The organism is Polynucleobacter asymbioticus QLW-P1DMWA-1 (assembly GCF_000016345.1).
In the GTDB taxonomy this organism is placed as follows: domain Bacteria; phylum Pseudomonadota; class Gammaproteobacteria; order Burkholderiales; family Burkholderiaceae; genus Polynucleobacter; species Polynucleobacter asymbioticus.
Genome location: NC_009379.1, coordinates 517,270 through 542,546, shown reverse-complemented (window position 1 = coordinate 542,546; position 25,277 = coordinate 517,270). Strand labels below are relative to the sequence as shown.

Annotated in this window: 27 protein-coding genes; 10 read left to right on the top strand and 17 right to left on the bottom strand. The window is 43.8% G+C overall.

What is annotated here, in order from left to right; translation table 11 throughout:
* Positions 1–52 precede the first annotated feature (52 nt).
* Positions 53–487, top strand: coding sequence for a GlcG/HbpS family heme-binding protein (locus PNUC_RS02870; protein WP_011902396.1), 435 nt, complete (start codon positions 53–55; stop codon positions 485–487).
* 77 nt (positions 488–564) lie between these two features.
* Here the strand turns inward: PNUC_RS02870 and PNUC_RS02865 are convergent, their stop codons facing one another.
* The 3 genes from PNUC_RS02865 to PNUC_RS02855 all read right to left on the bottom strand — a co-directional run bounded on the left by PNUC_RS02865 (position 565) and on the right by PNUC_RS02855 (position 3,136).
* Complete coding sequence (locus PNUC_RS02865; RefSeq protein ID WP_011902395.1) at positions 565–1,863, bottom strand: lipase family protein; 1,299 nt, start codon at positions 1,861–1,863, stop codon at positions 565–567.
* 105 nt (positions 1,864–1,968) lie between these two features.
* A complete protein-coding gene (locus tag PNUC_RS02860) occupies positions 1,969–2,502 on the bottom strand; it encodes a hypothetical protein (protein ID WP_011902394.1) in 534 nt (177 codons plus the stop codon).
* A gap of 76 nt (positions 2,503–2,578) precedes the next feature.
* Complete coding sequence (locus PNUC_RS02855; RefSeq protein WP_011902393.1) at positions 2,579–3,136, bottom strand: hypothetical protein; 558 nt, start codon at positions 3,134–3,136, stop codon at positions 2,579–2,581.
* 141 nt (positions 3,137–3,277) lie between these two features.
* On the opposite strand from PNUC_RS02855, the gene PNUC_RS02850 reads away from it, so the two are divergent.
* Positions 3,278–3,997 carry a phytochelatin synthase family protein gene (locus PNUC_RS02850; RefSeq protein WP_011902392.1) on the top strand — a complete coding sequence of 240 codons (720 nt, stop codon included), beginning with the start codon at positions 3,278–3,280 and terminating at the stop codon, positions 3,995–3,997.
* Positions 3,998–4,049: 52 nt separating this feature from the next.
* Here PNUC_RS02850 and PNUC_RS10815 read toward each other — a convergent pair whose 3' ends face one another.
* From PNUC_RS10815 to PNUC_RS02820, 6 genes are all read right to left on the bottom strand, one after another.
* Positions 4,050–4,817: a c-type cytochrome gene (locus PNUC_RS10815; protein WP_201721381.1), complete on the bottom strand. Its 768-nt coding sequence runs from the start codon at positions 4,815–4,817 to the stop codon at positions 4,050–4,052.
* The gene (locus tag PNUC_RS02840; RefSeq protein ID WP_011902390.1) at positions 4,817–6,244 is read right to left on the bottom strand and encodes a hypothetical protein; all 1,428 of its coding nucleotides are present in this window, start codon (positions 6,242–6,244) and stop codon (positions 4,817–4,819) included. The genes PNUC_RS10815 and PNUC_RS02840 overlap by 1 nt, the downstream gene beginning before the upstream one ends.
* A gap of 118 nt (positions 6,245–6,362) precedes the next feature.
* Complete coding sequence (locus PNUC_RS02835) at positions 6,363–6,740, bottom strand: nuclear transport factor 2 family protein (protein ID WP_011902389.1); 378 nt, start codon at positions 6,738–6,740, stop codon at positions 6,363–6,365.
* 75 nt (positions 6,741–6,815) lie between these two features.
* Positions 6,816–7,736, bottom strand: a complete 921-nt coding sequence (locus PNUC_RS02830) for a tyrosine-protein phosphatase (protein ID WP_011902388.1) — start codon at positions 7,734–7,736, stop codon at positions 6,816–6,818.
* A 61-nt stretch (positions 7,737–7,797) separates the two neighbouring features.
* Positions 7,798–8,268: a hypothetical protein gene (locus PNUC_RS02825; RefSeq protein WP_011902387.1), complete on the bottom strand. Its 471-nt coding sequence runs from the start codon at positions 8,266–8,268 to the stop codon at positions 7,798–7,800.
* A gap of 85 nt (positions 8,269–8,353) precedes the next feature.
* Positions 8,354–8,962 carry a glutathione S-transferase gene (locus PNUC_RS02820; RefSeq protein WP_011902386.1) on the bottom strand — a complete coding sequence of 203 codons (609 nt, stop codon included), beginning with the start codon at positions 8,960–8,962 and terminating at the stop codon, positions 8,354–8,356.
* A gap of 271 nt (positions 8,963–9,233) precedes the next feature.
* On the opposite strand from PNUC_RS02820, the gene PNUC_RS11145 reads away from it, so the two are divergent.
* From PNUC_RS11145 to PNUC_RS02795, 6 genes are all read left to right on the top strand, one after another.
* Positions 9,234–9,365, top strand: a complete 132-nt coding sequence (locus PNUC_RS11145; protein ID WP_256205751.1) for a hypothetical protein — start codon at positions 9,234–9,236, stop codon at positions 9,363–9,365.
* A gap of 1 nt (position 9,366) precedes the next feature.
* Positions 9,367–12,054 carry a bifunctional acetate--CoA ligase family protein/GNAT family N-acetyltransferase gene (locus tag PNUC_RS02815; protein ID WP_011902385.1) on the top strand — a complete coding sequence of 896 codons (2,688 nt, stop codon included), beginning with the start codon at positions 9,367–9,369 and terminating at the stop codon, positions 12,052–12,054.
* Between the two features lie 144 nt (positions 12,055–12,198).
* Positions 12,199–13,077 carry an HpcH/HpaI aldolase/citrate lyase family protein gene (locus PNUC_RS02810; RefSeq protein ID WP_011902384.1) on the top strand — a complete coding sequence of 293 codons (879 nt, stop codon included), beginning with the start codon at positions 12,199–12,201 and terminating at the stop codon, positions 13,075–13,077.
* A 77-nt stretch (positions 13,078–13,154) separates the two neighbouring features.
* Positions 13,155–13,952, top strand: coding sequence for a bestrophin-like domain (locus tag PNUC_RS02805; RefSeq protein ID WP_011902383.1), 798 nt, complete (start codon positions 13,155–13,157; stop codon positions 13,950–13,952).
* A gap of 104 nt (positions 13,953–14,056) precedes the next feature.
* Positions 14,057–15,886, top strand: a complete 1,830-nt coding sequence (locus PNUC_RS02800) for a putative nucleotidyltransferase substrate binding domain-containing protein (protein ID WP_011902382.1) — start codon at positions 14,057–14,059, stop codon at positions 15,884–15,886.
* Complete coding sequence (locus PNUC_RS02795; RefSeq protein WP_011902381.1) at positions 15,883–16,539, top strand: 3'-5' exonuclease; 657 nt, start codon at positions 15,883–15,885, stop codon at positions 16,537–16,539. Before PNUC_RS02800 ends, PNUC_RS02795 begins: the two co-directional genes overlap by 4 nt.
* 69 nt (positions 16,540–16,608) lie before the next feature.
* On the opposite strand, the gene PNUC_RS02790 is transcribed toward PNUC_RS02795, so the two are convergent.
* Positions 16,609–18,336, bottom strand: a complete 1,728-nt coding sequence (locus PNUC_RS02790) for a cation acetate symporter (RefSeq protein ID WP_011902380.1) — start codon at positions 18,334–18,336, stop codon at positions 16,609–16,611.
* A complete protein-coding gene (locus tag PNUC_RS02785) occupies positions 18,333–18,641 on the bottom strand; it encodes a DUF485 domain-containing protein (protein WP_011902379.1) in 309 nt (102 codons plus the stop codon). Before PNUC_RS02785 ends, PNUC_RS02790 begins: the two co-directional genes overlap by 4 nt.
* Positions 18,642–18,909: 268 nt before the next feature.
* Here PNUC_RS02785 and PNUC_RS02780 point away from each other — a divergent pair, with 268 nt between their 5' ends.
* Complete coding sequence (locus PNUC_RS02780) at positions 18,910–19,128, top strand: hypothetical protein (RefSeq protein ID WP_048812057.1); 219 nt, start codon at positions 18,910–18,912, stop codon at positions 19,126–19,128.
* 17 nt (positions 19,129–19,145) lie between these two features.
* Here the strand turns inward: PNUC_RS02780 and PNUC_RS02775 are convergent, their stop codons facing one another.
* On the bottom strand, positions 19,146–19,520 hold the full coding sequence (locus PNUC_RS02775; RefSeq protein ID WP_011902378.1) for a hypothetical protein: 375 nt from the start codon (positions 19,518–19,520) through the stop codon (positions 19,146–19,148).
* A complete protein-coding gene (locus PNUC_RS02770; protein WP_011902377.1) occupies positions 19,521–19,748 on the bottom strand; it encodes a hypothetical protein in 228 nt (75 codons plus the stop codon). It lies immediately after the preceding gene.
* A 214-nt stretch (positions 19,749–19,962) separates the two neighbouring features.
* On the opposite strand from PNUC_RS02770, the gene PNUC_RS02765 reads away from it, so the two are divergent.
* Positions 19,963–20,628, top strand: coding sequence for an alpha/beta hydrolase (locus tag PNUC_RS02765; protein WP_011902376.1), 666 nt, complete (start codon positions 19,963–19,965; stop codon positions 20,626–20,628).
* Here PNUC_RS02765 and PNUC_RS02760 read toward each other — a convergent pair.
* The 4 genes from PNUC_RS02760 to pmbA all read right to left on the bottom strand — a co-directional run bounded on the left by PNUC_RS02760 (position 20,625) and on the right by pmbA (position 25,261).
* On the bottom strand, positions 20,625–21,410 hold the full coding sequence (locus PNUC_RS02760) for a sulfite exporter TauE/SafE family protein (RefSeq protein ID WP_011902375.1): 786 nt from the start codon (positions 21,408–21,410) through the stop codon (positions 20,625–20,627). The two genes, PNUC_RS02765 and PNUC_RS02760, sit on opposite strands and share 4 nt — an antisense overlap.
* 25 nt (positions 21,411–21,435) lie before the next feature.
* Entirely contained in the window at positions 21,436–22,707 is a 1,272-nt protein-coding gene (locus PNUC_RS02755; RefSeq protein WP_011902374.1) for an NRAMP family divalent metal transporter, read from the bottom strand.
* Positions 22,708–22,820: 113 nt separating this feature from the next.
* Entirely contained in the window at positions 22,821–23,903 is a 1,083-nt protein-coding gene (locus PNUC_RS02750) for a TRAP transporter substrate-binding protein (RefSeq protein ID WP_011902373.1), read from the bottom strand.
* 56 nt (positions 23,904–23,959) lie between these two features.
* Complete coding sequence (gene pmbA, locus PNUC_RS02745) at positions 23,960–25,261, bottom strand: metalloprotease PmbA (RefSeq protein WP_407635746.1); 1,302 nt, start codon at positions 25,259–25,261, stop codon at positions 23,960–23,962.
* Between the last annotated feature and the right edge of the window lie 16 nt (positions 25,262–25,277).

The following is a 25,277-nucleotide window of genomic DNA, read 5'->3' as shown; positions in this document are numbered from 1 at the left end:
CATAATTCAATGGCATTAGCTGGTATTCCTATAAAACCAAGGATATTGCATCATGACACTCCTCTCTTTAGCTCAAGCCAATCTTATTGCAGACAAAGCACTCGAAAAAGCCGAATCCTTAGACTTTCAGCCACAAACTGTGGCAGTTCTTGATGCTGGTGGCCATATTAAAGTCATTAAACGTTCCGATGGGGCAAGCCTGCTGAGGCCAGAAATCGCTTTTGGCAAAGCATGGGGTGTCTTGGGTATGGGTTTTGGTGGTAGAGACTTAGCGAAACGTGCTGAACAAGCACCCGCTTTTTTTACCGCCTTGAATGCTATTTCTAATGGTCGAATGGTGCCTGTTGCCGGTGGTGTACTAATTAAAGATGCCCAAAATGAAATCATTGGCTCCGTTGGAGTTAGCGGGGACACTTCCGATAATGATGAAATTTGTGCGGTAGCCGGTGTAGTTGCTGCAGGTTTAGTTGCCGATACTGGCGCATAGCATTAAAGCTAAAAAAACCGCCCGAAGGTGGTTTTAGAATTTCTTGATGCCCTGAAACTAGTAACACTAACTCTCGTCTAGTTTTGTGGACACCCATTTGCCAATGGTTTACCAGCAACACGTTCCTTAACCCAGGAAAGATACATCGGCGCTGATACGCCGGGAGTCGTAAAGTGAGTTTGCTCTCCTGGCAACTGAATTCTTTGTACATTAGCACCTCTAGAGCACATCTGTTTTTGATAGAGCTCATGCTGAATCGGGGGAACTGCGGTATCTTTTGTGCCCCAATAAATAACCACTGGTGCAACTGGCTTAACGGGCTTTACACTGCCGTCGATAAATGCATTGAGCCATGCCAAAGAATTACGAGGTTGAGGTTTAATTAAAGATTTATATTGGTCGCCATAAGCGTAATTAAAAGAATCAGCCATCACGTGGACACATTTATTACCCGCCAACTGATCGACTACCTTAGCGCCTTCATCTGTCAAGATATCTGTTAACTTCAGATTCGGAAACGCTGCTTCAGAACCCCAAAGAGCCATCACATAATGGGCAAATAAGAATACGTTAGGGACATTGGCCTGAGTAAACTCATTTAAGAGTTTATTAGCACTTGCTTCATCGGCTGGTGGCTTGGGAAGTACGATTGCTATGTCATCTGGTGCCAAGCCAACAAATCCAAGATACTGAAGATTATCGGCAGCCGTACCCTGTTGCGCCTGGTAATCGATCATGCTTGCTGCAGCAATAGTGGCGCCTCCGCCCTGTGACCAACCATAAATAATAGTCTTCTTACCGGCACCCGCTTCTCTCATGGAACTAGCAGCTCTTGCAGAGTTAATGGCATCTCTACCATTAGTTCCAGCGATCGCATATTGATGTCTCCCTCCACCACCTTGACCCTGATAGTCAGTAGCTACAACAACATAGCCTTCTTTAATAAATTCTTCTACGTTTGGAATGCCGTAATCCGTCCATGAGTTTCCACTCATAAGAAAATATTCATTCAATGGAGAGGCGGGATTAATGATTTGTGAAGGACCACAGTTTTGCGCTGATCCCGTTGTGCCATGAGCCCACGCCAAGATCGGCCTACCCTCTTGCGGCGGCTGACCTATCGGCGCAACAATTAATCCAGTAACTATTGTCTTGCGCCCAGCAACATCAGATGAAATATAAGCAATCTTCCAGGCCTGAGCGCCCTTAACCGAGGTCTGAATTCTTTCTTGCTTAATAATTTGACCCAGCTTGCCATTAATTTCAAGCTTAGAGACTGATTGATAAAAATCTGACACAGGTGGGTCTGCAAAAACAGCAGTAGAAAGAATTCCTAAAAATATACTAGCCAAGAAAACGGAAAAATAGTTTTTCATAAGTAATCAAGCAATATGAAGTTATTAAAAATAATCAATAGATCGTTCACTATCTAGCCTACATCTTTTAATCTACCGCTGCAATACATCTCATACAACCATCTTTTATCCGTTTGAAAACTCTGGATTAAAAGTTTGGAAAAGGCTCATGATTACCAGTGCTACAAACAATAGCCCTGAAATAAAGTTGATACTTTTCTCTCTTTTAGCTGTCCATGCCCAACCCAGAAATCCAATAATAGCCAGCACTACTGATAGCACTGCCAACTGAGAAAGATTAATTAACAACAAGGTTGCTACATTCCAAAATCCTGTGGCGCCCGGAACGAGATCTTGATGAACTATATATTGCTCTCTACCGGCCCCAAAAATACCGACAAACAAGGTTCCGATCCAATTAGCCCACAAGGAGATGTAGAGAGAAGCAGTGGCAATTGCCTTAGTAAATTTAGGAAGAGATAAATGAGGCCACATCCAAGCAAAGGCAAAAAAGACTAAAGCTTGTACCGCTCCGATCAAATGTGCCTGTAGCAAGCCAATTTTGGCTATAGCATATGGCGAATAAATCGGCGCCAAAAGCCCAAGCAAAAACATGATGAGGCCAGAAATTAAAAACTTTTTGTCGAATTGGAAGTTCATTTAATCCTAAAAAAATATGGTGTTAGCCATACTACTCTAGTAATTCATCATTACTAGTAGTAAATAACACTAAGAACTAAGAACTCATAACCATCTCGGCAACAATAGCTAGCGTGAGGAGTAAATTGAGAACGGTCACAGTTGTTAGCACTTTTCGAGAAGTTGTGTAGAAAGCAGTCATTGACATGACGATCAATATTGCTGATGCTGGATTAGATCCAGGAGTCAGTGCAGCCAAATACCAATTAAAGGGATAAGCCAAGAAAGCATAGAAAGCCAAAAAAGGTAAAGCCCATCGACCATCACTTCTAAACCAAGAACTGAGATCGGAGCCAGCCTGAGCTTCGGATAAAGGCAATATCAACGCCGCTGCAATAAAGAGAGTGATGACAAAGCTCATCAGCAATAGAAATAGACCAAAATTCCAGCGACTAATGAGTGAATCTAATTCAACGAAATTCCAGGAAAACTGCAGCAATAAGAAGAAAATATTTAAGGCCCATATAAATGGTACCCAATCTAACTTGACCTGCCTTCTGGCAACACAAATTTGCACTACCGAGATAATCACCCGGGTCATACCAAGACCAACAATAATCCCTAAAGCAGCTTGTATCCATTGAAACGAGTGCATATATCTAGCTCCTGAATATATTTTTAGTGTACTGCTATAGAGCCCTTCTTACGCTAATATCCATTTAATACAATTTTCGATAAATTAAGCATAATGCTTAGAGCCATCCTTTCTAACCCCATCTCCAATTGAATATAGGCCATGACTTACACACGCCAACTAAAATTTTTGATCGCCACAATATGCATATTTGGCGGACTGTTAACGAATGCTTTTCCAGCAGATCTCGTCTATATCAATACTACCGCCGGGTCTGAACGCTTACTCCACTCTACCCACAACCGACAATATTTTGCACTAGCTAGTTATGTTGATACTCAAGAACGTGTGACCTTTTGTGGTATCTCTTCAATGTCGGCTACCTTAAATAGCTTGCCGACTGTAGTCCGCCCCATTACTCCAGAGTTAGCGCCACACCCTTATTTCACTGAAGACAGTATTTTTAATGAAGCTACAACCAAGATTAAAAGCCGCGATGATGTATTAAAGAGTGGCTTAACCTTGGAACAAATTGGACTCTATCTAACCGCGCTGAAAGCGAACCCAAAGGTTTATTACGGTAGTGACTTAACCGTGGCTGAACTTAGAAAAGTTATTCAGTCCTCATTAGCAAATCCGTATCAGCGAGTTATGGTGGATTTTGATCGACAGGCTTTGCATCAACTGGGCAACGGTCACTTCTCACCTATTGGGGCTTATGACTCTAAATCAGATTCAGTATTAATTTTGGATGTAGCTAAATATAAGTATCCACCGTTCTGGGTGACTACAAGCGACCTATTGGCATCTCTCAAAACAATAGATCCTGACTCTGGACGCTCGCGCGGCATCGTTCAGATTACCGTTAATCCTAAAAACTGATTCTTATCATTCTCTTGAGAGATTGATGCAATTCATTACATCAATCAAATTACTACAGGGTATTTAGATAAGCAGCTACAGCTTCTGCATCTGCATCAGAGAGATTCTTGACGTTGTTTTGCATCAATACGCCTCGGGGGCGAGCAAATGTAATCGTCCTCGGAGCCCAGGTATTGCCACCAACCTCCATAAAACGTTTTTGATCGGGGTGCTGCCAAACTTTGAGCTGTTGTGTGAGGTAGAAAGCATGCTGTCCTGCTATTCTCGGAAAGGTTGCCATCCCTTCACCGTTGGGACCATGACAAGAATTGCACTGAATAACGCCCTGCTCTGGTATGCCCTTCTCAAAAATCTCCTTGCCACGAACTAGTTGGGGATCTTCAAGTCCAGTATTAGCGATTTTCATTGGGGCTTGCTTAGAAAAGTAATCTGCTAATTCTTGAATTTGCTTATCTTTCAATGGGCCAGCCATTCCCCACATATAGCGTACCCCATAAAAATTACTTCTACTGTGATCGCGATAGTCTTGTAATTGATTTACTAAATAATCCTTTTGCTGACCAGCAAGATTGGGGACCATAGGAGAATGAGACTGCCCATTAACCCCATGACAAGCTGCACAAACCTGCACCGCCAATACATTACCCGCAACTTCATAATCCCCTAAAGTTCTGCTTCTTGTCGGATTTTCTAAAGTTGTCACAGGGGGAATGTTGTTGAAATAAGTGCAGCCGGCAAGAGCTGCTACAGAAAAGGAGAAAGCAATTACAAGGGAGCTTGCAACTTGAGATCTACCAATCATTTTAGAAAATATCCGCATCACATTGCCAGCCATAAATAAAGCCAGCTGGCATTATTCGCACTCGCATTAGTACCCAGGCCGTTATAGTTGATGGTTCCGCCATTGAATTTAGTAAATGCAGTGTATTGATATGTCAGGCGCAAATTTTGTAATGGCTGATACCAGATGGAAGGTATCCAAGCTGTCGAGTTTGGGTTTAAAGCGGCTCCGGATACTGCATTGGTACCGTAATACGTATCCGACGTTCCAGTAATGTTTTGAAATGCTACAGCGGCACCATAGGTAGCGTCATAAACATAACTTACCTTCGACATAAATGAGTTTGTTGTGTTATTCGGGTTGCTATACAAAATACCAGTAGGATCAGAGATATTTTCCTTGGTATAGCGAGCTTGTGCGGTTACTGTATGTGGATCAACTAAATATTGGTATTGACCATCAATTGCTCTATCCTGAAATTTAACGGTGCCCGCGCTTAAAGCGGGAGAATTAACTGGGCCATTGCAGGTGAGTGCAGCACCTCTATAAGAAGCGCTAGCAGATACTGTGTTACAGCTAGAGTATTGGTTAATATTGGCACCCAAAAGACCAATCATCCAGTTATGTCCTGCATGCTCATCACTTTGATAAGCAAGGCGTACATAGGGATTAACGCCCTGCAAATAGACCGGGGAATTATTGGGATTGCTATTGGATGCGGGGTAAGTCAGCCATGAGAATGCTCCTGAACCACCCGACTGATAGAGATCAGCCTCAGCATAAAAGTTTTTATTGATATATGCGTATACACCATACCCCGGGTTATGAATTGAGTACGCTGACAACCTGGTACTAAAAGGCAATCCATAAGTAGAGGAGTTTCTGGTTGATCCCATATAGGGATACATCCACATTGGCGATGAATTCCACACATCGGTGACACCAGCATAATTATTTAATGAAGCGCCCCAGATAATATCTTTTACAGGGTCCGCACTATTGCCTACGTAATGATCTGCGTAACGCCAGTCTTGTACATCCGCTGCAAAACTATTTTGGTTTGGAACACTTCCTTTGCCGCTGACTTGCTCATCTGAAGCGTAATACCATTGACTAAATGCACCAAAGTTATCAAAGATCTTTCCGCCGACATCCAAGAAAAGGTAGTTAGGTTCTAACTTACCACTTTGATGGACTTGTCCAGTGCCGTTGTTTCCATTGGTACTCGTTGCAGCACCACCAACAAACTGTACTGATACAGGTATGGTGGTTCGCTCTCCAATCGTATAACCAGTTAATTTAAAATACCGGCCATATGGAGTGAGCTCTGGGTACTGGCCACCAGCATGACAAGCCACACAGTTTTGACCGGTTTGTCGAGAAAATAATGGGAGCGCTTGCGCTGAGCCTAAATTAAGGCAGAGAAGAATGAAACCAATCAGGAAGGTGAAGAGGAATTTCTTCATTTAAGTCTTCATACCTAGAAATCTAGCTCATGACCCTATGATTCAGTAGGGGCAATAAGCTGTTAAAAAGTAGGCCCACTATACACTGCAAAAAGAAGGTATGCAGGCCCTGCTTACCCTAGGATGCAATCAAATCGGCATATGCAATACATTTTCTTTGACCATTTTGGGTCTTCCAAACACTGAGGCGCGGGGAAAATTGGGGGGATAGTTGAGTGCCATCGCGGTATTCAATGGCTGCAATGCAAAAACTCACAATCAGGTTATCCCCGGCTTGAGTAACCTTGAAATCCTTAAACTCAACCGGGCCTAGATTCATCTCTTTCATGAGTTTCATAGCGCTGGTGCGATCATAGGAGCCAGACTTAGCAATAAATTGACAAGCAGGATCGAGCATAGCTTCAAGGGCATCCCAATTTTGTTCTTGAATGTATTGCACTGATTGACGCTCTAATAATTCGGCTTCGACTTCAATATCATTTTGATTGGCAGCCATTCCTAAACCCCCTTATTGGTCAAATGACCATCTCTAATTAAGACACCACTATAGCGTCAGTCAAATAAAATGGCTCTACTTAATAGATACAGCTGAAGTGAGATACATTGCGCGAATCTTTTTCTGGGTAGCTGCATCAATGCCAAGGCCTTTTGAAAAATACTGCTCAATAGAGCCATAGCGCTTATTCATTTCATCAAATGCCGCATCTAAATATGCAGGCTTAACCCCAAAAAATGAAATCAGTATTTCCGGATCTCCGCCCTTAGCGGTAAAGGCATCTATTTCCTTTTGATGAAATGGCAATAAATAACTATTGCTTAGTAAATAATCCTCGTAAATCTTCTCTTTAGAAACCCCCAGCAAAGCGTAAAGAGATGCGGCTGCCCACCCCGTCCTATCCTTGCCATTGGTGCAATGAAAGACATTAGGTGAGCTTGTTGGGTTTTGCAATGAAAGAAAGAGGGATCGATAATTCTTCTTTGCGCTAGGCATAGACACAAAACCTCGATAGCTTTTAGTAAACATATTAACTACGCCTTGAGCGCCACCAAATTTTTCAGCTGTTCGTTTTGGGTCTTGAAACAAGATACTCAGTTGATCTGGAGGAATGGCGACATCAGCATCATCAGCCATTACATTGAACTGAGTGTAATGAACGCCTGAAGAAATAATGTCAGGTACAGCAGCAATCTCAGCATTCGTTCTAAGGTCATAGTCATTTTTTAAATCGAGTTGCCCAAGCTTAGCCAACTCTTGAGCATTCATGGGATTAAATGCATTAGAGCGATAAGTCTTGCCCCTCACTACATATAAGCCTTCATTATTTTGATAACCACCAATATCCCTTAAATTTGGCAAAGAAGGTATATCAAGAAACGCGCCAAGACTTTGACCGGGAGTCAGGCCTACTGAAGGTACTTGAGCTTGAACGGGAAGCCAAGAGCCCGCCAGTATGAATGAGGCAATAAAGACCTTAGATATCAATTGCTTCATGGTCGCCTATTTCTATAAAACACTGATTTACCCGGAAAATGAAATCGCTATCGCAGTAGCCTTAATTTGCCCCGGGCTTGCACACTTTATTGAGCTGGTTGCAAATTTTCATGATTGAATTTACTGCAGCTGATGTGCCTAGATTTGGATTCTGGGCAGTAACCGTGGCAGAGATCATGATTTCAGATGAAGCATTTCCCAAAGGAACTACGCTGATAGAGGCCTTGTTGCCACCTTCAGTCACATTCATTTTCATATTCCGAGAATCCTGGGAAACAATCGTTACAGCAGTATTCTGGGAGGCCACATTTACTGCTGTCGCATACACTTTATTTGCCGGAGCATCAATAATCACTGTGGCAAATTGGGATGCCGTATTGTTGTTTGAGTCTTCTTGTGACATTTGATTAATACGTCCAATGACATGACGAGCAGCGAAAATTAACTGAGAGTGTGCTGTCTCTGAAAAAAGAAAACTCAGCAATATTATTTTTGCTAAAAGACCAACAAAGGTAGTTTTATCCAATCTCATTATTTTTCTCAATCTCAAAAAGGTGCTGGTGGCTCAGCGCTTTTTATATCCTAACATGCCCTTATGATGAAAGCTGATAGCCAGATCAATCGGTCCAAGCTGGATATTTATGCATCACCGAAAGAAATAATTCCGATTCAAGATAGTGATTCAACCATCTTTTTAGCGCTGGTAGCGATAAGTCATTAAATTTCTCTAGATCAGCCATTGCAAACTGTCTGATGAATGGAAATATAGCTACATCCACCCAACTCTTTTTTTCGCCCATTAAATACTGAGTAGACTTTAAGACAGTCTCCATAGGGACAAGCATCAAATCCATTGCCTGCGCCAAGACCTCTTCTTGATTTAATTCGGGATGACGCTCGAGATATTTGTATTGGTCTAATAATTTCTTAAAAGGCCCGTCATTTTTATCAATCCAAGCCTGAGAGATAGACTCATCAGCTGATCTCCAGCCATCTGGATCTGCTTGATCTAATGCCCAATCAATGATATCCAAGCTTTGCTCGAGAATCTGATCACCAACACAGAGCACAGGAACTGTTCCTTTAGGTGATAAACGCAACATCGATTGAGGTTTACTTCTTAACTGAATCTCTCGGTGCTCAACCTCGATTCCAGCGTATTTCAAAGCCATGCGAGCCCTCATTGCATAAGGGCATCTGCGGTAAGAGTACAAAATCGGTGGCATGTATTAATTTTTTAAAATACTGGCGGCTTCATGATGGAGTCCAGAGGCATCAATATACACTTTAAGCTAAATTGAATGCCCCAATTACCAACATTGCTCTGGTGACTATTATGAAGAATTCTCTACATTTTTAGCTAATGAATACCCTCGAATTTGCGATATATCAAACATAAAGGCTGCGATTCATCGGATACTCTAAAGCTATAGTTCATTTCTAGGAATAACCGTGCCCTCTACCTTCATTTTGCATCCCGTTTGCATATGCCATGAAATGAGTACTTGTTACCCAAAATATCCAGAATGCTCTAGCCGTATTCATTTCTTTTTAGAGAGGCGTTATGTATTTAGCCCTCTAGCGCGTATCGTTGCAGCGCACATCAAAGCACTTATCGGAGCTGATTAAATTGGAAAAGCATTATCTAAACTCACTACTAGACCCCAGCTCAATTTCTATCTTTGTAAATCAAAAGGCGTCTAAATCAGACTACTCCTATCAAAATACTTTTCTGAAGTTATTTGAAGAAGGCCAATATACCAGCGAGGTTGAGTGGATTGATACAAGTCTTTCATTTGAGATCAATAAAAATGAACTCAAGAAAAAAGGGCTGGCAATCATTGCCCTTCCTCATCATGAATTAGTTGCCGCCCTAGAGTTAGCCGGACGATTAAAACATCAATCTGCAGTTCTCATTTCCACCGGTATTGATAAGTCAACTAGCGATGAATTAAAGGATTTAGCAAAGCACTACGGTATTCAATTATTGGGCCCCAACACTATGGGTTTCCAAAGACCCTATCTTCATCTCAATGCCAGCGTCATGGGCGATTTGGCCAGCCCTGGTCCATTGGCCTTGATTGCCCAATCAGGCGCTTTAACGTCGGCGATGCTCGATTGGGCCAAAACCAATGGAGTTGGTTTCTCTTTTGTGGCCTCAGTAGGACAAAATGCCTCTGTAGATATTGCCGAGCTACTAGATTTTCTAGGAAATGATGCCAAGACACAAAGCATTGTTCTCTACCTAGAGGGAATTACGAGCTCTAGAAAGTTCATGAGTGCATTACGTGCCGCCGCCAACATCAAACCGGTGATCGTTCTCAAATCTGGTCACAAACCAGCAGGCAATGAAGCAGCTAAAACCCACTGTGGCAGCATTGTTGGCACAGACGCCGTATTTGATGCAGCTATTCGTCGCGCTGGCGCCGTGCGCGTCAAGTCTTTTGTTGACCTCTTCTCCGCCGCTAAATGTCTAGCCTCAAGCTATCGCCCAGTTGGTAATAGACTAGCAATCATCACCAATGGGGGTGGCCCTGGAGTTTTGGCAGCTGATAGGGTTAGTGAAAACAACCTGCTTTTAGCAAAGCTCTCTGATGAATCTATTGAGAGGCTTCGTCCAACCCTCTCAGCATTAGCGTCACTTGAGAATCTAGTAGACCTCTCTGAAGAAGCAACTCCTGAGCAATATTGCGCCGCTATTGAAGCTGCTAATAGCGATAGAGCTGTTGATGGAATTCTGGTGATTTATTCACCTAAGCCAACAGTGGATAGCCTCGAGATTGCGAACGCGATTGCAGAGCTCAAAAAACAAATTAATAAGCCCCTTTTAAGCTGCTGGATCGGTGATTCCTCCGTAGTCGAAAGCAGGCTAAACCTATCGAATGCGAATATTCCGACATTTAGAACTCCGGAAGCAGCTGTTGGTGCATTTGAAAATATTTCTAGCTTCTATACCAATCAGAAGCTTCTTCAACAAACACCTCCCCCTCTCTCTAAAACCTCAAGCCCTGATTTAGATGGCGCCAAACTCATTATTGAGAATGTTCTCGCCTCTAGAAGGACCGTTCTGACTGAAATGGAATCCAAAGCACTGCTTTCGGCATTTCATATTCCAATTACTCAGACTATTCTTGCTAAGAGCGCCAATGAAGCAATCATGATTGCAAACCAAATTGGCTATCCAGTTGTGCTGAAGATTGATTCTCCTGATGTCAGCCATAAATCCGACGTCAATGGCGTCGCATTAGATGTCATGAATGCGGTCAGCGTGAGAGATGTGTATGCTCATATGACACAAACCGTCACCCATCTCGTACCAGATGCAATCATTAATGGCATCACTGTTCAAAAGATGGTGCGTAATAAACGTGGTCGTGAAATCTATATAGGCTTAGTAAATGAAGAGCCCTTTGGTCCAGTCATTGCGTTTGGTGCCGGCGGAACGATGATTGAATTATTAAATGATCAATCGATGGAGCTTCCTCCACTGAATCAATATTTAGCACAGCAACTGATTAGCCGCTCACGCATTGCACAAACCCTGAAAGAATGGCGAGGTGCGCCGGCTGTGAATGAAGAGGCCATTGAACACATTCTTCTACGTGTATCAGAAATGGCTTGTGAGCTTCCTCAGCTAGTGGAGATGGATATCAACCCCATCATCGTGGATGAATTTGGCGCAGTTGCAGTAGATGCCAGGATTGTGATTAGTAACTCACACCACCTTAACAACAGCCAAATGGGCTTATATAACCATTTAGCCATCCTTCCCTATCCACATCAATATGAGCAATCATATCCACTTAAGGATGGTGGCGAATATCAAATTAGGCCGATTCATCCGGATGATGCAGATATGCTCAAAGCATTCTATAAAACCATGTCTCCTGAATCGCGCTACTTTAGATTTATTTCTAATGCGCCGGAGCTCCCGCATTCCATGGCAGCCAAGTTCACTCTCATTGATTACGATCGAGAAATGGCCTTGGTAGCATTAGTTCGTAACTCAGAGCTTGCCAGTGATGGCACACGGGTGGAGACAGAGAAAATTATTGGCGTATCACGCTACAGCACCAACCCAGATAAAGCGAGCTGTGAATTTTCTTTAGCAGTTGGTGATGATTTTGGTGGTCAAGGCATCGGTTCGCGATTGATGCTCAATATCATGGAGGTTGCTCGAGACAAAGGCCTATCTGAAATTGATGGCCTAGTACTTTCCAAAAACCCGGGAATGCTCAAGCTCATGCGTAACCTAGGCTTTTCAGTAGAGAACTTGGTGGATGACAGTGATTTCAAGATCGTTAGGAAAAAGCTATAGCTAAGGATATTTCCTTGAAATATAACAGCCCCCGATCTAAACCTTAGGGGCATTTTTTGGGCAACTTTTTCATGAATAACAGCTCGTTCGTATATGATAATTTCCATCACCATTAATACTATTTAATTCAGTACAACTCTTACCATGATCAATATCAATCGACCACGCCGCTCTGTACTTTATATGCCAGGCGTCAACACGCGGGCCCTTGAAAAAGCAAAAACATTGCCTGCTGACTCTCTCATTCTTGATCTGGAAGATGCCGTAGCTCCAGACTCAAAAAGCATTGCCCGAGAGAATATCCGAACCGCACTCGAATCTGGCTTTGGTCACCGGGAAGCTGTTGTCAGAATAAACGGGCTCAATACTCCATGGGGGTTAGATGATCTAAAGGCCTTCGCTAATACCAAAGCCGATGCCATCGTCTTACCTAAAGTGGAATCTGCAAAAAAAATCCAAGAGGTAGCCAAGCTCTTGTCTGAGTTGAATGCGCCAAAAGATCTCACAATTTGGGCCATGATTGAAACACCTAAGGCCATTTTTAAATTAGAGGAAATTGCTGGCGCTCATCCAAGACTAGAGGCCCTAGTCTTAGGCACCTCTGATCTAGTTAAAGATTTGCATGCTCGCCACACCTTAGATAGGACAGAAACACTCACCGCTCTCTCACTTTCTGTTTTAGCGGCTAGAGCCTACGGTCTATGCGTTCTTGATGGCGTTCACCTCATCTTAGATGATGAGGCCGGCCTAAAGCAGTCCTGCGTCCAAGGCAGGGACATGGGATTTGACGGTAAAACCTTGATACACCCCAGCCAAATAGCTTTGGCAAATGAACTATTTGGGCCATCAGCCCAGGAAATCGAAGAGGCTCAACAAAAGATTGCAGCCTATGAATCCGCCATATCTACAGGGGCGGGAATTGCCGTTCTCAATGGCAAGCTGATTGAAGAATTGCATATTCAGGATGCAAAAAGGTTGCTTGCTTTGGCTGCGGCCATTCAATCCTTTGGCACCAATAACTAAAACCGCGCCAGACTCAAGAAAGAATGGTTTAGGATAGACCTTAGTTGCTATTAACAACCTATCTTTAGAGACATATTATGGATTTCCCATTACTTCGGTTCGCGCTTTCTTATCCAGGAATAGATCTCAGGATAACGCTAGTCCTTTTTGTTCTACTGCTTTGTTTTAGTGCTTACTGGTTTTTTCAAAAATTGTTTCCCCACCTTTTATTTGGTGAAGATGCGCCTTATGCTGGCTATATCTATAACGCAATGGGGGTGGTATTCAGTCTCGTATTTGCATTTGTTACGGTACTGGTTTGGCAAAATTACAATGGGGTGAGCGATGCAGTAGCTAAAGAGGCCAGCACCCTAAATAATGTCTATCGCGTCTTTTCTGCCTTCCCGCCAGAAATTGACAAGACTGGAAAAGCCCAAGTAAGAGCCTATGTCAAGACCGTAATAAATGAAGAGTGGCCACTGCTGAGTAAGAATGAATTTAGCCTTAAGGCTTATAAGGAGCTCACGACATTAGAGGATCTTGCAGTTCAGATTAAGCCGAAAAATATGGGCGAATCTAACGCGCACCAACAGCTTCTACACTTAACACTACAGGCAACTGAATTACGTCGAAGCCGAATTTTCAATGCGAAATTTGCACTAGCTCCGGCAGCTTGGGTTGGCCTTGGATCAAGCTTAATGGTATTTCTAATTTTTTCCTGTCTTTTCCAGATGAAGTCCCGGAAGATACATATGATTCTGATTGCATTCCTAAGTCTAACGGTAGTAGGTATTTTGTATTTCCTCATTTTATTTATTCACCCTTTCTTGGGGCCTTTAGCCATCACGCCCGAACCCTTTACTGCCCTCCTTAATACTTCCTGGGTATATCAATAGTTAACAGCGTCAGCCTCCCTACGGCTGAGTTGACAATATTCGGAAGCCTTTAATTAGGATCTACCCTTCTTCCCTGCTGGTCTAGAAGGAAATAGAATGGAAGAATGCCTAATGCCTTTAATTTCTCCGCATCCCCCTTTGACTGCCTAAATAGTCAGGAACAAAAATTAGTGCGCGATAGCGTTGATATCGCCTACTTTAAAGAAGGTGAAATTATTCTGGATGTGGGTTCCGCCCCCACACATCTCTTCATACTCATTAAAGGGTTTGTGCGTCAATTTGAAAATAGCGAAGAGGTTGCGCTATACGGCCCAGATGATTGCTTTGATGGACGCGGCCTGATGGCCGGAAAAGTATCCAGTCAATTTATCGCCTCAGAAGAAGTAGTTGCCTATCAATTAGCTAAAGCAGCAGTGAAAGAACTCATTTCCGATAATGCGACTTTTGGCGCACTGCTTTTTGCAGACCTATCCAAAAAGTTGAATGCCCTTGCAGAGCGTCGCAGTCAATATGAAATTAACTCGTTAAGCTTAGCGCAGGTGAGTCAAGCATTTCTGCGTGAAATCCATTTTGTGGATGCGAACACTAACCTGTTTGAAGTAGTCAGAATCTTTAGCGAGAATAGAACTAATAACGTACTAGTGCGAGATGATTCAAAAGGTGAAAAAAGATTAGGGATTTTCACAATCACTAATTTGCAAAGGGCAATTCTTGCGAAGATCCCGCTTGAATCCACGCCCGTGGGACCTTTAAGCAACTACAAACTGATCTGTGTGCAAGCTAGCGACCATCTTTATGAGGCCTTAGCAGTCATGATTCGGCATTCCGTCCATCGCGTCATTGTGATGGACAAAGGCAATGCCATTGGGACACTAGAGCAGGTTGATCTATTAAGCTTTATTGCCAATAGCTCCTCTTTAGTGGTTCAAAAAATTTTTCAGGCAAAAACACTAGATGACCTTAAGGTGCCTGCCGAACAAATTACAAACCTGATTAGCCTGCTACATCGAAATGGTACTAAAGTGGGAATGATTGCTCGCTTAGTACAAGAGCTTAATTCAAAATTATTTGAAAGGGCATGGTCTCTAATTGCTAGCCCTGACTTACAAAAAAATAGTTGCCTATTTGTGATGGGAAGTGAAGGTCGAGGCGAGCAGATACTGAAGACTGATCAAGATAACGGCTTGATTTTGAGTAATAATTATCAAAACCTAGAAGAAGCGGCTAGCGCATGTGATCGCTTTTCTGCGGCTTTACTTGAATTTGGTTTTCCAGAGTGCCCAGGCAAAATCATGGTGAATAACCCTGAATGGCGCATGTCAGAAGCGGACTTTATTAGCACCACCAAACAGTGGCTTTTAGAGCCCACTCCAGATAGCCTTATGAATTTAGCTATCTTTTTAGACTCCCACCCAATTACTGGGAATGCCGATTTGCTGTTCGCAATTAAAAAGGCGTTATTTAACCTCGTTACCGATAACCAGTTCTTGCTGGCCAGGTTTGCTTCAGCGATTGAAAGCTTCTCCTCTGAAATTGGCTGGTGGAATCGCCTCCTTACTCTAGGTGGCGAGGGGCATGAGAACCGCATTAATCTCAAAAAAGCAGGTATCTTTTCTATCGTGCATGGCGTGCGTGCCCTGGCATTAGAGAACCATATTTGGGCCAACTCTACTGCCGAGAGAATTAATGAACTAGTACGCCTTAATAAGTTTCCAAAAGATCTCTTCGAAGACGTCAATGAATCTTTACATCTTCTAATGGAGTTGCGGCTGATGAGTGGTATTTCCGAGCTAGAAACCGATAAAGAAGTTTCGGGTGAAATTGATATTAGCCGACTATCCACCTTAGAGCGAGATCTCCTCAAAGACTCCCTGAGTGTCGTGAAACGCTTTAAGCAATTTTTGCGCCAGCACTTCCACCTTGAGTTTGCATGAATCGATTGGTACCAAGCCCATTAAGGAAGTTCTATCACGCCATCTGGCGTGAATGGCTCATCTATCACCTGGCAGATGAACGCTATAAATTCATGTTTAATCCGCCACCGCCAAATGAATGGGTAGTCATTGATTGCGAAACGACTGGCCTGAATGTAGCCCAAGACCAAATCATTTCTATTGGTGCCGTCAAAATAGTTGGTAATCAGCTCATAACGAGTGAACGGCTAGAGCTTCTTGTTAAACCAGATAAAGAAGTCTCAGCAGAGAGCGTCAAAATTCATCGGCTACGGGAACTCGATATTGCAAATGGACTTGATCCAGAAGTCGCAGTAGCAAAATTAATGCAATTTATTGGAAGCCGCCCGATTGTGGGCTACTACCTGGAGTTTGATATGGCCATGCTACACAAGATCATCTGGCGCATGCTAGGGCAAGGATTGCCGCAACCTAAGATTGAAGTATCGGCTATGTACTATGAATATAAGAATGCTCAGCTCCCCATTAATCTTCGCGGACAGATGATTGATCTTCGTTTTGATACGCTGATGAAGGATTTAAACCTGCCGGTACGAGATGCACATGATGCATTGAATGATGCCGTAATGACTGGGATGGCTTTTATTAAGCTTCGTCAATTGCTCAAACCATAAAAAGTGAGCGCCCAATAAAAAACCAGGATTACTCCTGGCTTTTTATTTGAACTTAGTTCCGCTTCACTCTTAGTGACCAGAAGCTCCTGATGCACCAAAACCAGTTTCAGAGCGAACTTGCTGGGCAGCAAATGCAGCGCGCTCTTTCTTAGCGTTTTCACTGTTATCTAAAATAGAGAACAACCAAACACCTAGGAAGCCAATCGTGATAGAGAACAAGGCTGGTGATGAATAAGGGAATAATGCAGAACCCTTCGGATTACCCAACACCGCTTCCCATACTGATGGAGAAACTACGGTCAACGCTACAGAAGACACGAGACCCAAGAAGCCGCCGATGACGGCGCCCTTAGTGGTGCAATTCTTCCAAAGAACCGACATAAACAATACTGGGAAGTTCGCAGAAGCGGCAATCGCGAAGGCTAAGGACACCATGAAAGCAATATTTTGCTTTTCAAAAACGATGCCTAAAACCACCGCAATAACACCCAAAGTCAAAGTAGTTAAACGAGATACTTTTAACTCAGCTGCACTATCCGCATTTCCTTTCTTGATCACCGTAGCGTAAAGATCATGGGATACCGCTGAAGCACCTGACAAGGTTAAACCGGCAACCACAGCCAAGATCGTCGCAAATGCTACTGCAGAGATAAAGCCAAAGAAAATATTTCCGCCAACAACCTTAGCAACCAAAACAGCAGCCATGTTTGCGGTACCTGCACCACCGTTGATTACCCCTTTAGCCACGTTTGCCATCTCAGGATTGGTCAACACTAACGTGATCGCACCAAAACCGATAATGAAAATTAAGACGTAGAAGTAACCGATCCATGTAGTTGCCCACAAAACAGATTTACGCGCTTCTTTTGCATCGGGTACGGTGAAGAAACGCATCAAGATATGCGGTAAACCGGCCGTACCAAACATCAATGCCATACCGAAGGAGATCGCTGAAATTGGATCCTTAATAAATCCACCTGGACCCATGATGCTTAAACCAGCTTTAGCTGCTTCTTCTGGTGTCTTACCAGCATTAGCTGCAATCGCTGTTTTCACCTCAACTGCTTTTGCAAACAACGCTGCTGGGCTAAAGCCATACTCAGCCAATACCATAAATGCCATGAAGGTTACGCCCGCTAATAGCAAGCAAGCTTTAATGATTTGAACCCATGTAGTTGCAGTCATACCGCCGAACAACACATAGATCATCATCAAGCAACCAACGATCACAACAGCCATCCAGTACTCAAGGCCGAAGAGCAATTTGATCAATTGACCGGCACCAACCATTTGAGCGATCAGGTAGAACGCAACAACAACCAAAGTACCAGATGCGGCAAAGGCTCTAATTGGGCCTTGCTGGAAACGATATCCAGCAACGTCGGCAAAAGTAAATTTACCTAAGTTACGTAAACGCTCAGCCATCAAGAAGGTAATTACTGGCCAGCCCACCAAGAATCCGATAGAGTAAATCAAGCCGTCATAGCCGTTAGCCATAACCGCTGCAGAAATACCCAAAAAGGAAGCTGCAGACATGTAGTCACCAGCAATAGCCAAGCCGTTTTGGAAACCTGTAATGCCACCACCACCAGTATAGAAGTCTGCAGCAGACTTCGTTTTAGTAGCGGCCCACTTAGTAATGAAAAGAGTACCGGCAACGAATGCCGCAAACATACCAATAGCAACCCAGTTGGTTTCTTGTTTTTCAATCTGGCCCATATCGGCGCCAGCTGCGATTGCCAATACAGGCAATACTAAAAGTGCTAATGCACACAATAATTTTTCTATGCGATTCATTTAACGGCATCCTTCAAAATTTCAGCAGTTAAGGTGTCGTATTCATTATTCGCACGGCGAACGTAAATACCAGTGATAAGGATCGTGAAAATGATTACACCCATACCAATAGGAATACCCAAGGTAATCACGCCATCGCCAATTGGCTGTGCCAAGAATGGCTTATCAAAAGCGATCAAAGCAATGTAACCGTAATAGACAATAAACATCAAAATACAGAGGGCCCAACCAAATGAGCTGCGCTTGCGCTTTAGCTCTTGGTATTTTGGATTAGCCTCTATGCGCGCTACGACAGCATCAGACATGCGTTTCTCCTTGAAAATGAAAACGTATAAGCAGCCTAAATTTTAATAAGTGAAAAGCAGGAATTACGCCTTAAACTGCCACCAGAACCCTGATTTCTAGGGAAGATCCTATAAAGGTATTCCCTAGAAAGTTGCTAAGATGGAATATCGCTGCCCTCAGGACGTAAAGAGCCCAATATTGATTCTTTTAAGCCCTTATTTGGTGCATGTAGATTTACAAAAGTGCACAAGAAAAATTAGTACTAATTTCTAGAACCTAAGATACGGCATGCGTATCAAAATTACAAAAAGCCTTGTGCTCAGCGCCCAAATTCATAACACTGAAAATATTCCAGAAGCTTTATTTCCGGAAGGTGAATATGCCGCCAATCTCACCCCAGAAGGAAAGATTGAGGTAATCAATACGAAAAAAATTAGGGCGCTCTTTTCCTTCTCTCAATTTAGGGAAAAAGTATCCCAGGGCGACTTCGTGGTGGTTGAGACTTAAGGAATACCAACGCTAAGTCATTCGCTAGTCACGCCCAAGACCTCGATTAAGGCAGCCAGCTTTTCTACAGAAGCAAATACGCTTGAGTTTTCCAAGTCCGCTGTTTCCCAGTTGTACTCCAAAGAAAAGTGGGCGGACTCCACAATCAACTCATAGCTTGATGAGCTCTTATCTGTCACATTAGCCTCAGTCTCCTCGGCTACTGGAACCTTCAGGGTTTCAATGGCCTCTATTAGTAAGTCTACCTCTGCCAGGGAAAGTCCCTTGGTATGCAAGACATCATCTGTTTTCTTGACAGATATTGTCGGCGTCTCATCAAGCGCAATTTCATATTGACTTAAACCGAGATCAAACCAAACAGTCAACTCAATAGCAATAGGATACGTTTTCATTTAATCGACCTCGTCAGCATGGGGTTCATCAAAATGTGCATGGTGCGGTTTGAGCTTAGCCTCTAGCTGAACCCATTTACTTTGCTGCTGACGATATTGACATGCTTCGTCGTGATTTTCGATCAACCCAAAAATCACTGTTGTTGGAATCTTGCAATAAGCACATCGATAAGCATGTTGATGCTCCGCGATCTTTTCCTGCGGATAGTCAATAAAGAAGGGCTTCATTAAACCTCCTGATATATATAGAAGATGTCAAAAACATCTTACACCCCAAAAGACCGGATGGTGGACTTAATCATTATTGCCATTTAGAAGGCTCTCTTTCCGGGATGCTTTTAGCTATCTTCTGAATCTTTAGGCCAAACTGAGCATCGGCATATAACAAAGAGGCTGATATGCGTCGATAATCAGAACTCAATCACCTGAAGAGCTAAAACTTATGTTGCCCTGCATTGAAATAGAAACCGCCCCTAATCCTAGCGCTGCTGTAATTTGGCTCCATGGTCTTGGTGCCGATGGGAATGATTTTGTACCCATCGTTCCAGAGCTCAACTTGGAAGGCTGCCCTGCGATTCGCTTTATATTTCCAAGCGCGCCGAATATGCCGGTAACAGTCAATGGCGGATATGTCATGCCAGCCTGGTATGACATTATTGGTAGAGACTTAGTGGCCCAAGAAGATGCTTCTGGTATTGCGCGCTCAGCAACAGCGATTAAAGAAATCATTATTAACGAAGCAAGTCATGGAATTGCCTATGAAAATATTGTTCTTGCCGGATTTTCTCAAGGTTGCGCCATGGCGCTGCAAATAGGCCTCCGCTTTCCCCACCAACTAGCGGGCATCATGGCTTTATCTGGCTACCTACCCCTTGCAACAACCCTTTCACTTGAAAAACATCCCTCCAACCAAAGTACGCCGATTTTTATGGCCCATGGTTTATACGACCCGGTAGTCATTCCTGCTCGTGCTGAAGCATCCTGCGCCTTGCTAGAAAAATTGGGTTATCAAGTCAGTTGGAATGAATATCCAATGGAGCACTCTGTCAATCATGAAGAGCTCCAAGATATCTCTCGCTTTTTGCGAAGCGTATTAATTAAAGGCTAAAGCAGGCCATCTGAGATTAGTTTGATGCTCGCGACCAGCAAGAAAAATCGTACGATATGGTAGTACCATTTCATCGAAATACGCTTCGCTAAATAGAATCCAAAATACACACCAAATGGAACGCAGGGCAAAAGCAAAAGCGAAGTGGCTAATTGTTGAAAGTTCAGAAGCTCTAAATATGCATAGGGGCCCAACTTACCAAAATTAATGAAGGTAAAGAAAACACCCAGCGTTGATGTATAGACCATCGGCAACAGGTTTTCTCTCAACATAAAGACAGTAATGGGTGGGCCGCCAATATGCGCCACAAAGGAAGTAAATCCCGAAGTTAATCCCATAGCGCGCCCCAGCCATGGATAGGGCTTCGCCTCCCTAGAATCAAAGTATGTCATTGCCAGGTTCTGCATTAAGAAGAGCAATGTAAATATTCCGATAGAGAGCGTAAGAACCTTTGGGGTGATTGCGGTAAAGAAAAACATGCCAAGGGCTAAACCCACAATTGCAGGGGGCAAAATGAGTTTGAGTATTCTCCAATTGGCGTTTCGGATAAAGCGACGCAAGCCCACTAAATCAATTGCGATGAGCAAGGGTAGCAAAATAGCTAACGCCTCATTGATGCTCGATTGACTTGCCATTAAGGGTAGAGAAAGAATTCCGAGTCCCGCTCCAAATCCACTCTTAGAAATTCCAACAATTAATACACTGATGACTGCACAAACAAAAAATGCCAATGTATGGGCATGAAAGGATTGACTTAAAGGAGCTACAAGAGAATTAAACATCGAGCAATGTTACCAAGATATGGCTTTAGGCAACAAACATATAGACAGCCGCCACCGCCATAAAGCCCGTTGCAAGCCAACCAAGTATTTTCATGCTCAAAGTTGCTACGTGAGGCCCCATCACTGAAGACCTAGATGACAGAATCATGATTGCCACCATCAACGGCACTGCCACCACACCATTCAGAACGGCGCTCCAGAACAATGCCTTCATCGGGCTTATAGGAGAATATTGAATAGCCAAGGCTCCGAGAACACTAATGGCAATAATGGCGTAAAACTTGCCGGCTTGCGCGGCGTTATCCTCAAGGCTAGAGCGCCAGCCAAATACTTCAGATAGAGCGTAAGCTGCCGATCCAGCTAAAACAGGCACACCCATCAAGCCAACCCCCAAGATACCCAAGGCAAATAACATAAAGGCAAATTCACCTGCCAATGGCCTGAGTGCTGATGCTGCTTCAGCTGCGGTATTAATATCTCGAATGCCCACTACATGCAAAGTGACGGCAGTAGCCAAAATAATGCAGTACGCCGCAACATTGGAATACAACATCCCACTCCAGGTGTCCCACTGAATTCTTCTGAGCTCAGAATGAATTTCTTTTGCATTGCCTAAAAGCAGGCTATTTTCATGGCGTAGATTCATATCCTCAACTTCTTGAGATGCTTGCCAAAAGAATAAGTAAGGACTAATCGTGGTGCCAAAAATTCCTACGACTACTGCTGCAGAGGCTGCATTGAAGGTGATGGTAGGGAAAAAAGTTTTCCACACCACCTCACCCCACGGGACATGTACTGTAAATAACACTGCGCCATAGGCTAATAGAGAAAGGGATAGCCACTTCAAGAAAAATACATAGTGACGATAGGGAATGAGAATCTGCAAAATTAAAGTCAGTAAAACGAACACACCCGTCATGATGTGCCAATTAATGCCTGTTACCAGCTGCGCAACTTCACCCATGGCTGCAATGTCAGCGGCAATATTGAGAACATTGGCGATTAACAAAATACTGACCAAGGCAATTAATACTGCGGGTGGAAATGCCAGCTTCATATTGGCGGAAAGGCCACGGCCAGTGACTCTGCCAATTCGCGCACATAACACTTGAATGGTTGACATCAAGGGATAAGCAAAAGGCATAGTCCACAACATATTGAGGCCAAACTGTGCCCCGGCCTGGGAATACGTCACTATTCCACTAGGATCATCATCTGCAACCCCAGTTACTAGGCCAGGCCCCACCCGCGATAAGGGGTGTTGCTTGATGCGCGCCCAAATTGCAGAAAAGTTCACAATGGGAAGAAGTAGAGAGTCATCATTGATCCAGTGTAGCCCGTTAAAAATAGATTAGAAAAAAAGGGCTCCATAGAGCCCTTTCAACGAGTCCATTATTTAACAATCCAAGATCATAATTTTTTGGCAAAACTGTATTGAGCAAAGGCTTGTTCTGCTAAACCAAACCATTGGGCCTCCATGTTTCTAAAGACACGATAGTCGTCAAAGATCTTTTTAAACTGGGGATTTTTTGCAGATTCTTCAGCGTAGGTTTCTTGACTTGCTTTGAAGCAGGCATCCATCACCGAGGTATTGAATTTACGTAATACCGCTCCATTTTGAATCAGTCGCTGGAGTGCTGGTGGGTTAAGGGCATCATATTTAGCGCACATATCGGTGTGCGCCTCAAAGCAAGCGGCCTCCCAAGCTGCTTGATATGCTGGCGGTAAAGATTCCCACTGCTTTTTATTTACCAAGAAAGAAAGGGCTGCGGCACCTTCCCAAAATGCAGGGTAATAGTAGTTTTTGGCAACCTTTGCTAGCCCCAATTTCTCGTCGTCATATGGTCCGACAAATTCTGCAGCATCGATCGTACCTTTTTCTAAGGCCGAATAAATTTCTCCAGCCGGTAATTGCTGGGGAACCACGCCCAACTTGGCGAGCACTTGCCCTGCGAAACCAGCAATGCGGAATTTCAATCCTTTTAAATCTTCGGGTGATTTAATTTCTTTGCGAAACCATCCACCCATTTGAGTACCAGTCTGACCGCCTAAGAAATTCACAATATTGTAGGTGGCATACAGCTCACGCATTAATTTCATCCCATTGCCATGTAGCATCCATGCCGATTGTTGGCGGGCAGTCATGCCAAAGGGAGCGGCGGTATCAAAAATAAAGGCGCTATTTTTGCCGAGGTAGTAATAACTAGCGGTATGTCCACACTCCACTGTACCGTTTTGCACAGCATCTAATACCTGGAGGGCTGGGACCACCTCACCGGCTGCAAATACTTTGACATTGAACTTGCCATCAGTTGCTTTGCGCAAGGCGTTGGCAAATACTTCTGGGGTGCCGTACAAAGTATCTAAGGATTTAGGAAAGCTAGAGACCAAGCGCCAATTGAGGGTTGGCAAGCTCTGCGCAATGGCTGGTGCGCCAATCGCAGCAACTCCAGCACCAATAGTGGCCTTCTTTAAAAATGAGCGTCTTTGCATCACAATCTCCCTTAAAAATTTTTGGGTGTCTGATAGATTCTAAATTCTAGAGCGCTTTATTTTCCGCCAACTGTCATAGAGCCGATCAAAATAGAGCCTGTTTCTTTGGTTCCACGAATTAATGTATCACTACCAATCATTTCAATATCCAACAGCATATCGCGCAAATTTCCAGCAATGGTGACTTCTTCTACAGGATATTGAATTTCGCCATTCTCCACCCAGTAACCAAAAGCACCACGCGAGTAATCACCCGTCACATAATTCACACCCTGGCCCATTAACTCGGTCACCAGCAACCCCGTACCCATTTCTTTGAGTAACGCTGTCAAGCCACCTTTAGGGGTCTTCTTACTTTGAAGGGTTAAGTGATGAGATCCGCCTGCATTACCCGTGGTTTTCATCCCCAACTTGCGTGCAGAATAAGTTGAAAGGAAGTAGCCCTCCAAAATACCTTTATCCACTACAGTTCGGGCAGTCGTCTTTACACCCTCTTCATCAAATGGCGCACTTCCTGTCATTGCCTTCAGATGCGGGTTTTCAAAAAGACTGACATGCTTAGGAAGTACTTGCTTACCAAGACTGTCTAGTAAAAAACTAGAGCGGCGATACAAGGCGCCTCCTGAAACTGCTTGCACCAAGCCACCAAGAAGGCCGGCAGCCAAAGGTGCCTCAAAAATGACTGGGCAGCGGCGCGTTGTAATTGACCTCGCCTTTAAGCGAGAGAGCGCTCGTTGTGCAGCGTATTTACCAATGGCAGCTGGGTCTGCTAACTCTTGCGGAAGACGTGAGCTGGAATACCAATCGTCTCGTTGCATATGCGCGTTTTTTCCACCCACGCTAGCAATTGGGGCACAAGAAATATAGTGGCGAGAAAAAGGATAGCCTCCCATAAACCCGTGAGAAGTACCCATCATAAAATGTGCATGATGGGCAGAGACTGAAGCACCATCACTATTTTGTATTTGCTTACTTACAGAGAATGCTGCGCCCTCTGCAATTCGCGCAATTTCTACTGCGCCTGCTGCATCGATATTCCATGGATGAAATAAATCTAAGTCCATCGGATTTTTTTCAAGCAACTCTGCTTCAGCTGGACCAGCGCAAGCATCTTCAGCAGTGTGTTGAGCGATGTGATACGCAGCGTCGACTGTCGCTTTTAATGATTCCTTTGAAAAATCACTGGTACTGGCATTGCCGCGGTGATGCCCTAAAAAAACAGTCACGCCAACTTGCTTATCCAAACTTTGCTCAATGGTTTCTACCTCACCCTTGCGAACCGTTACCGAAAGCCCTTGACCCTCGGAAATTTCCGCCACAGCGTCCGAGGCACCCCTTCTTTTGGCCTCTTTAAGCATGAAATTGATGATTTCT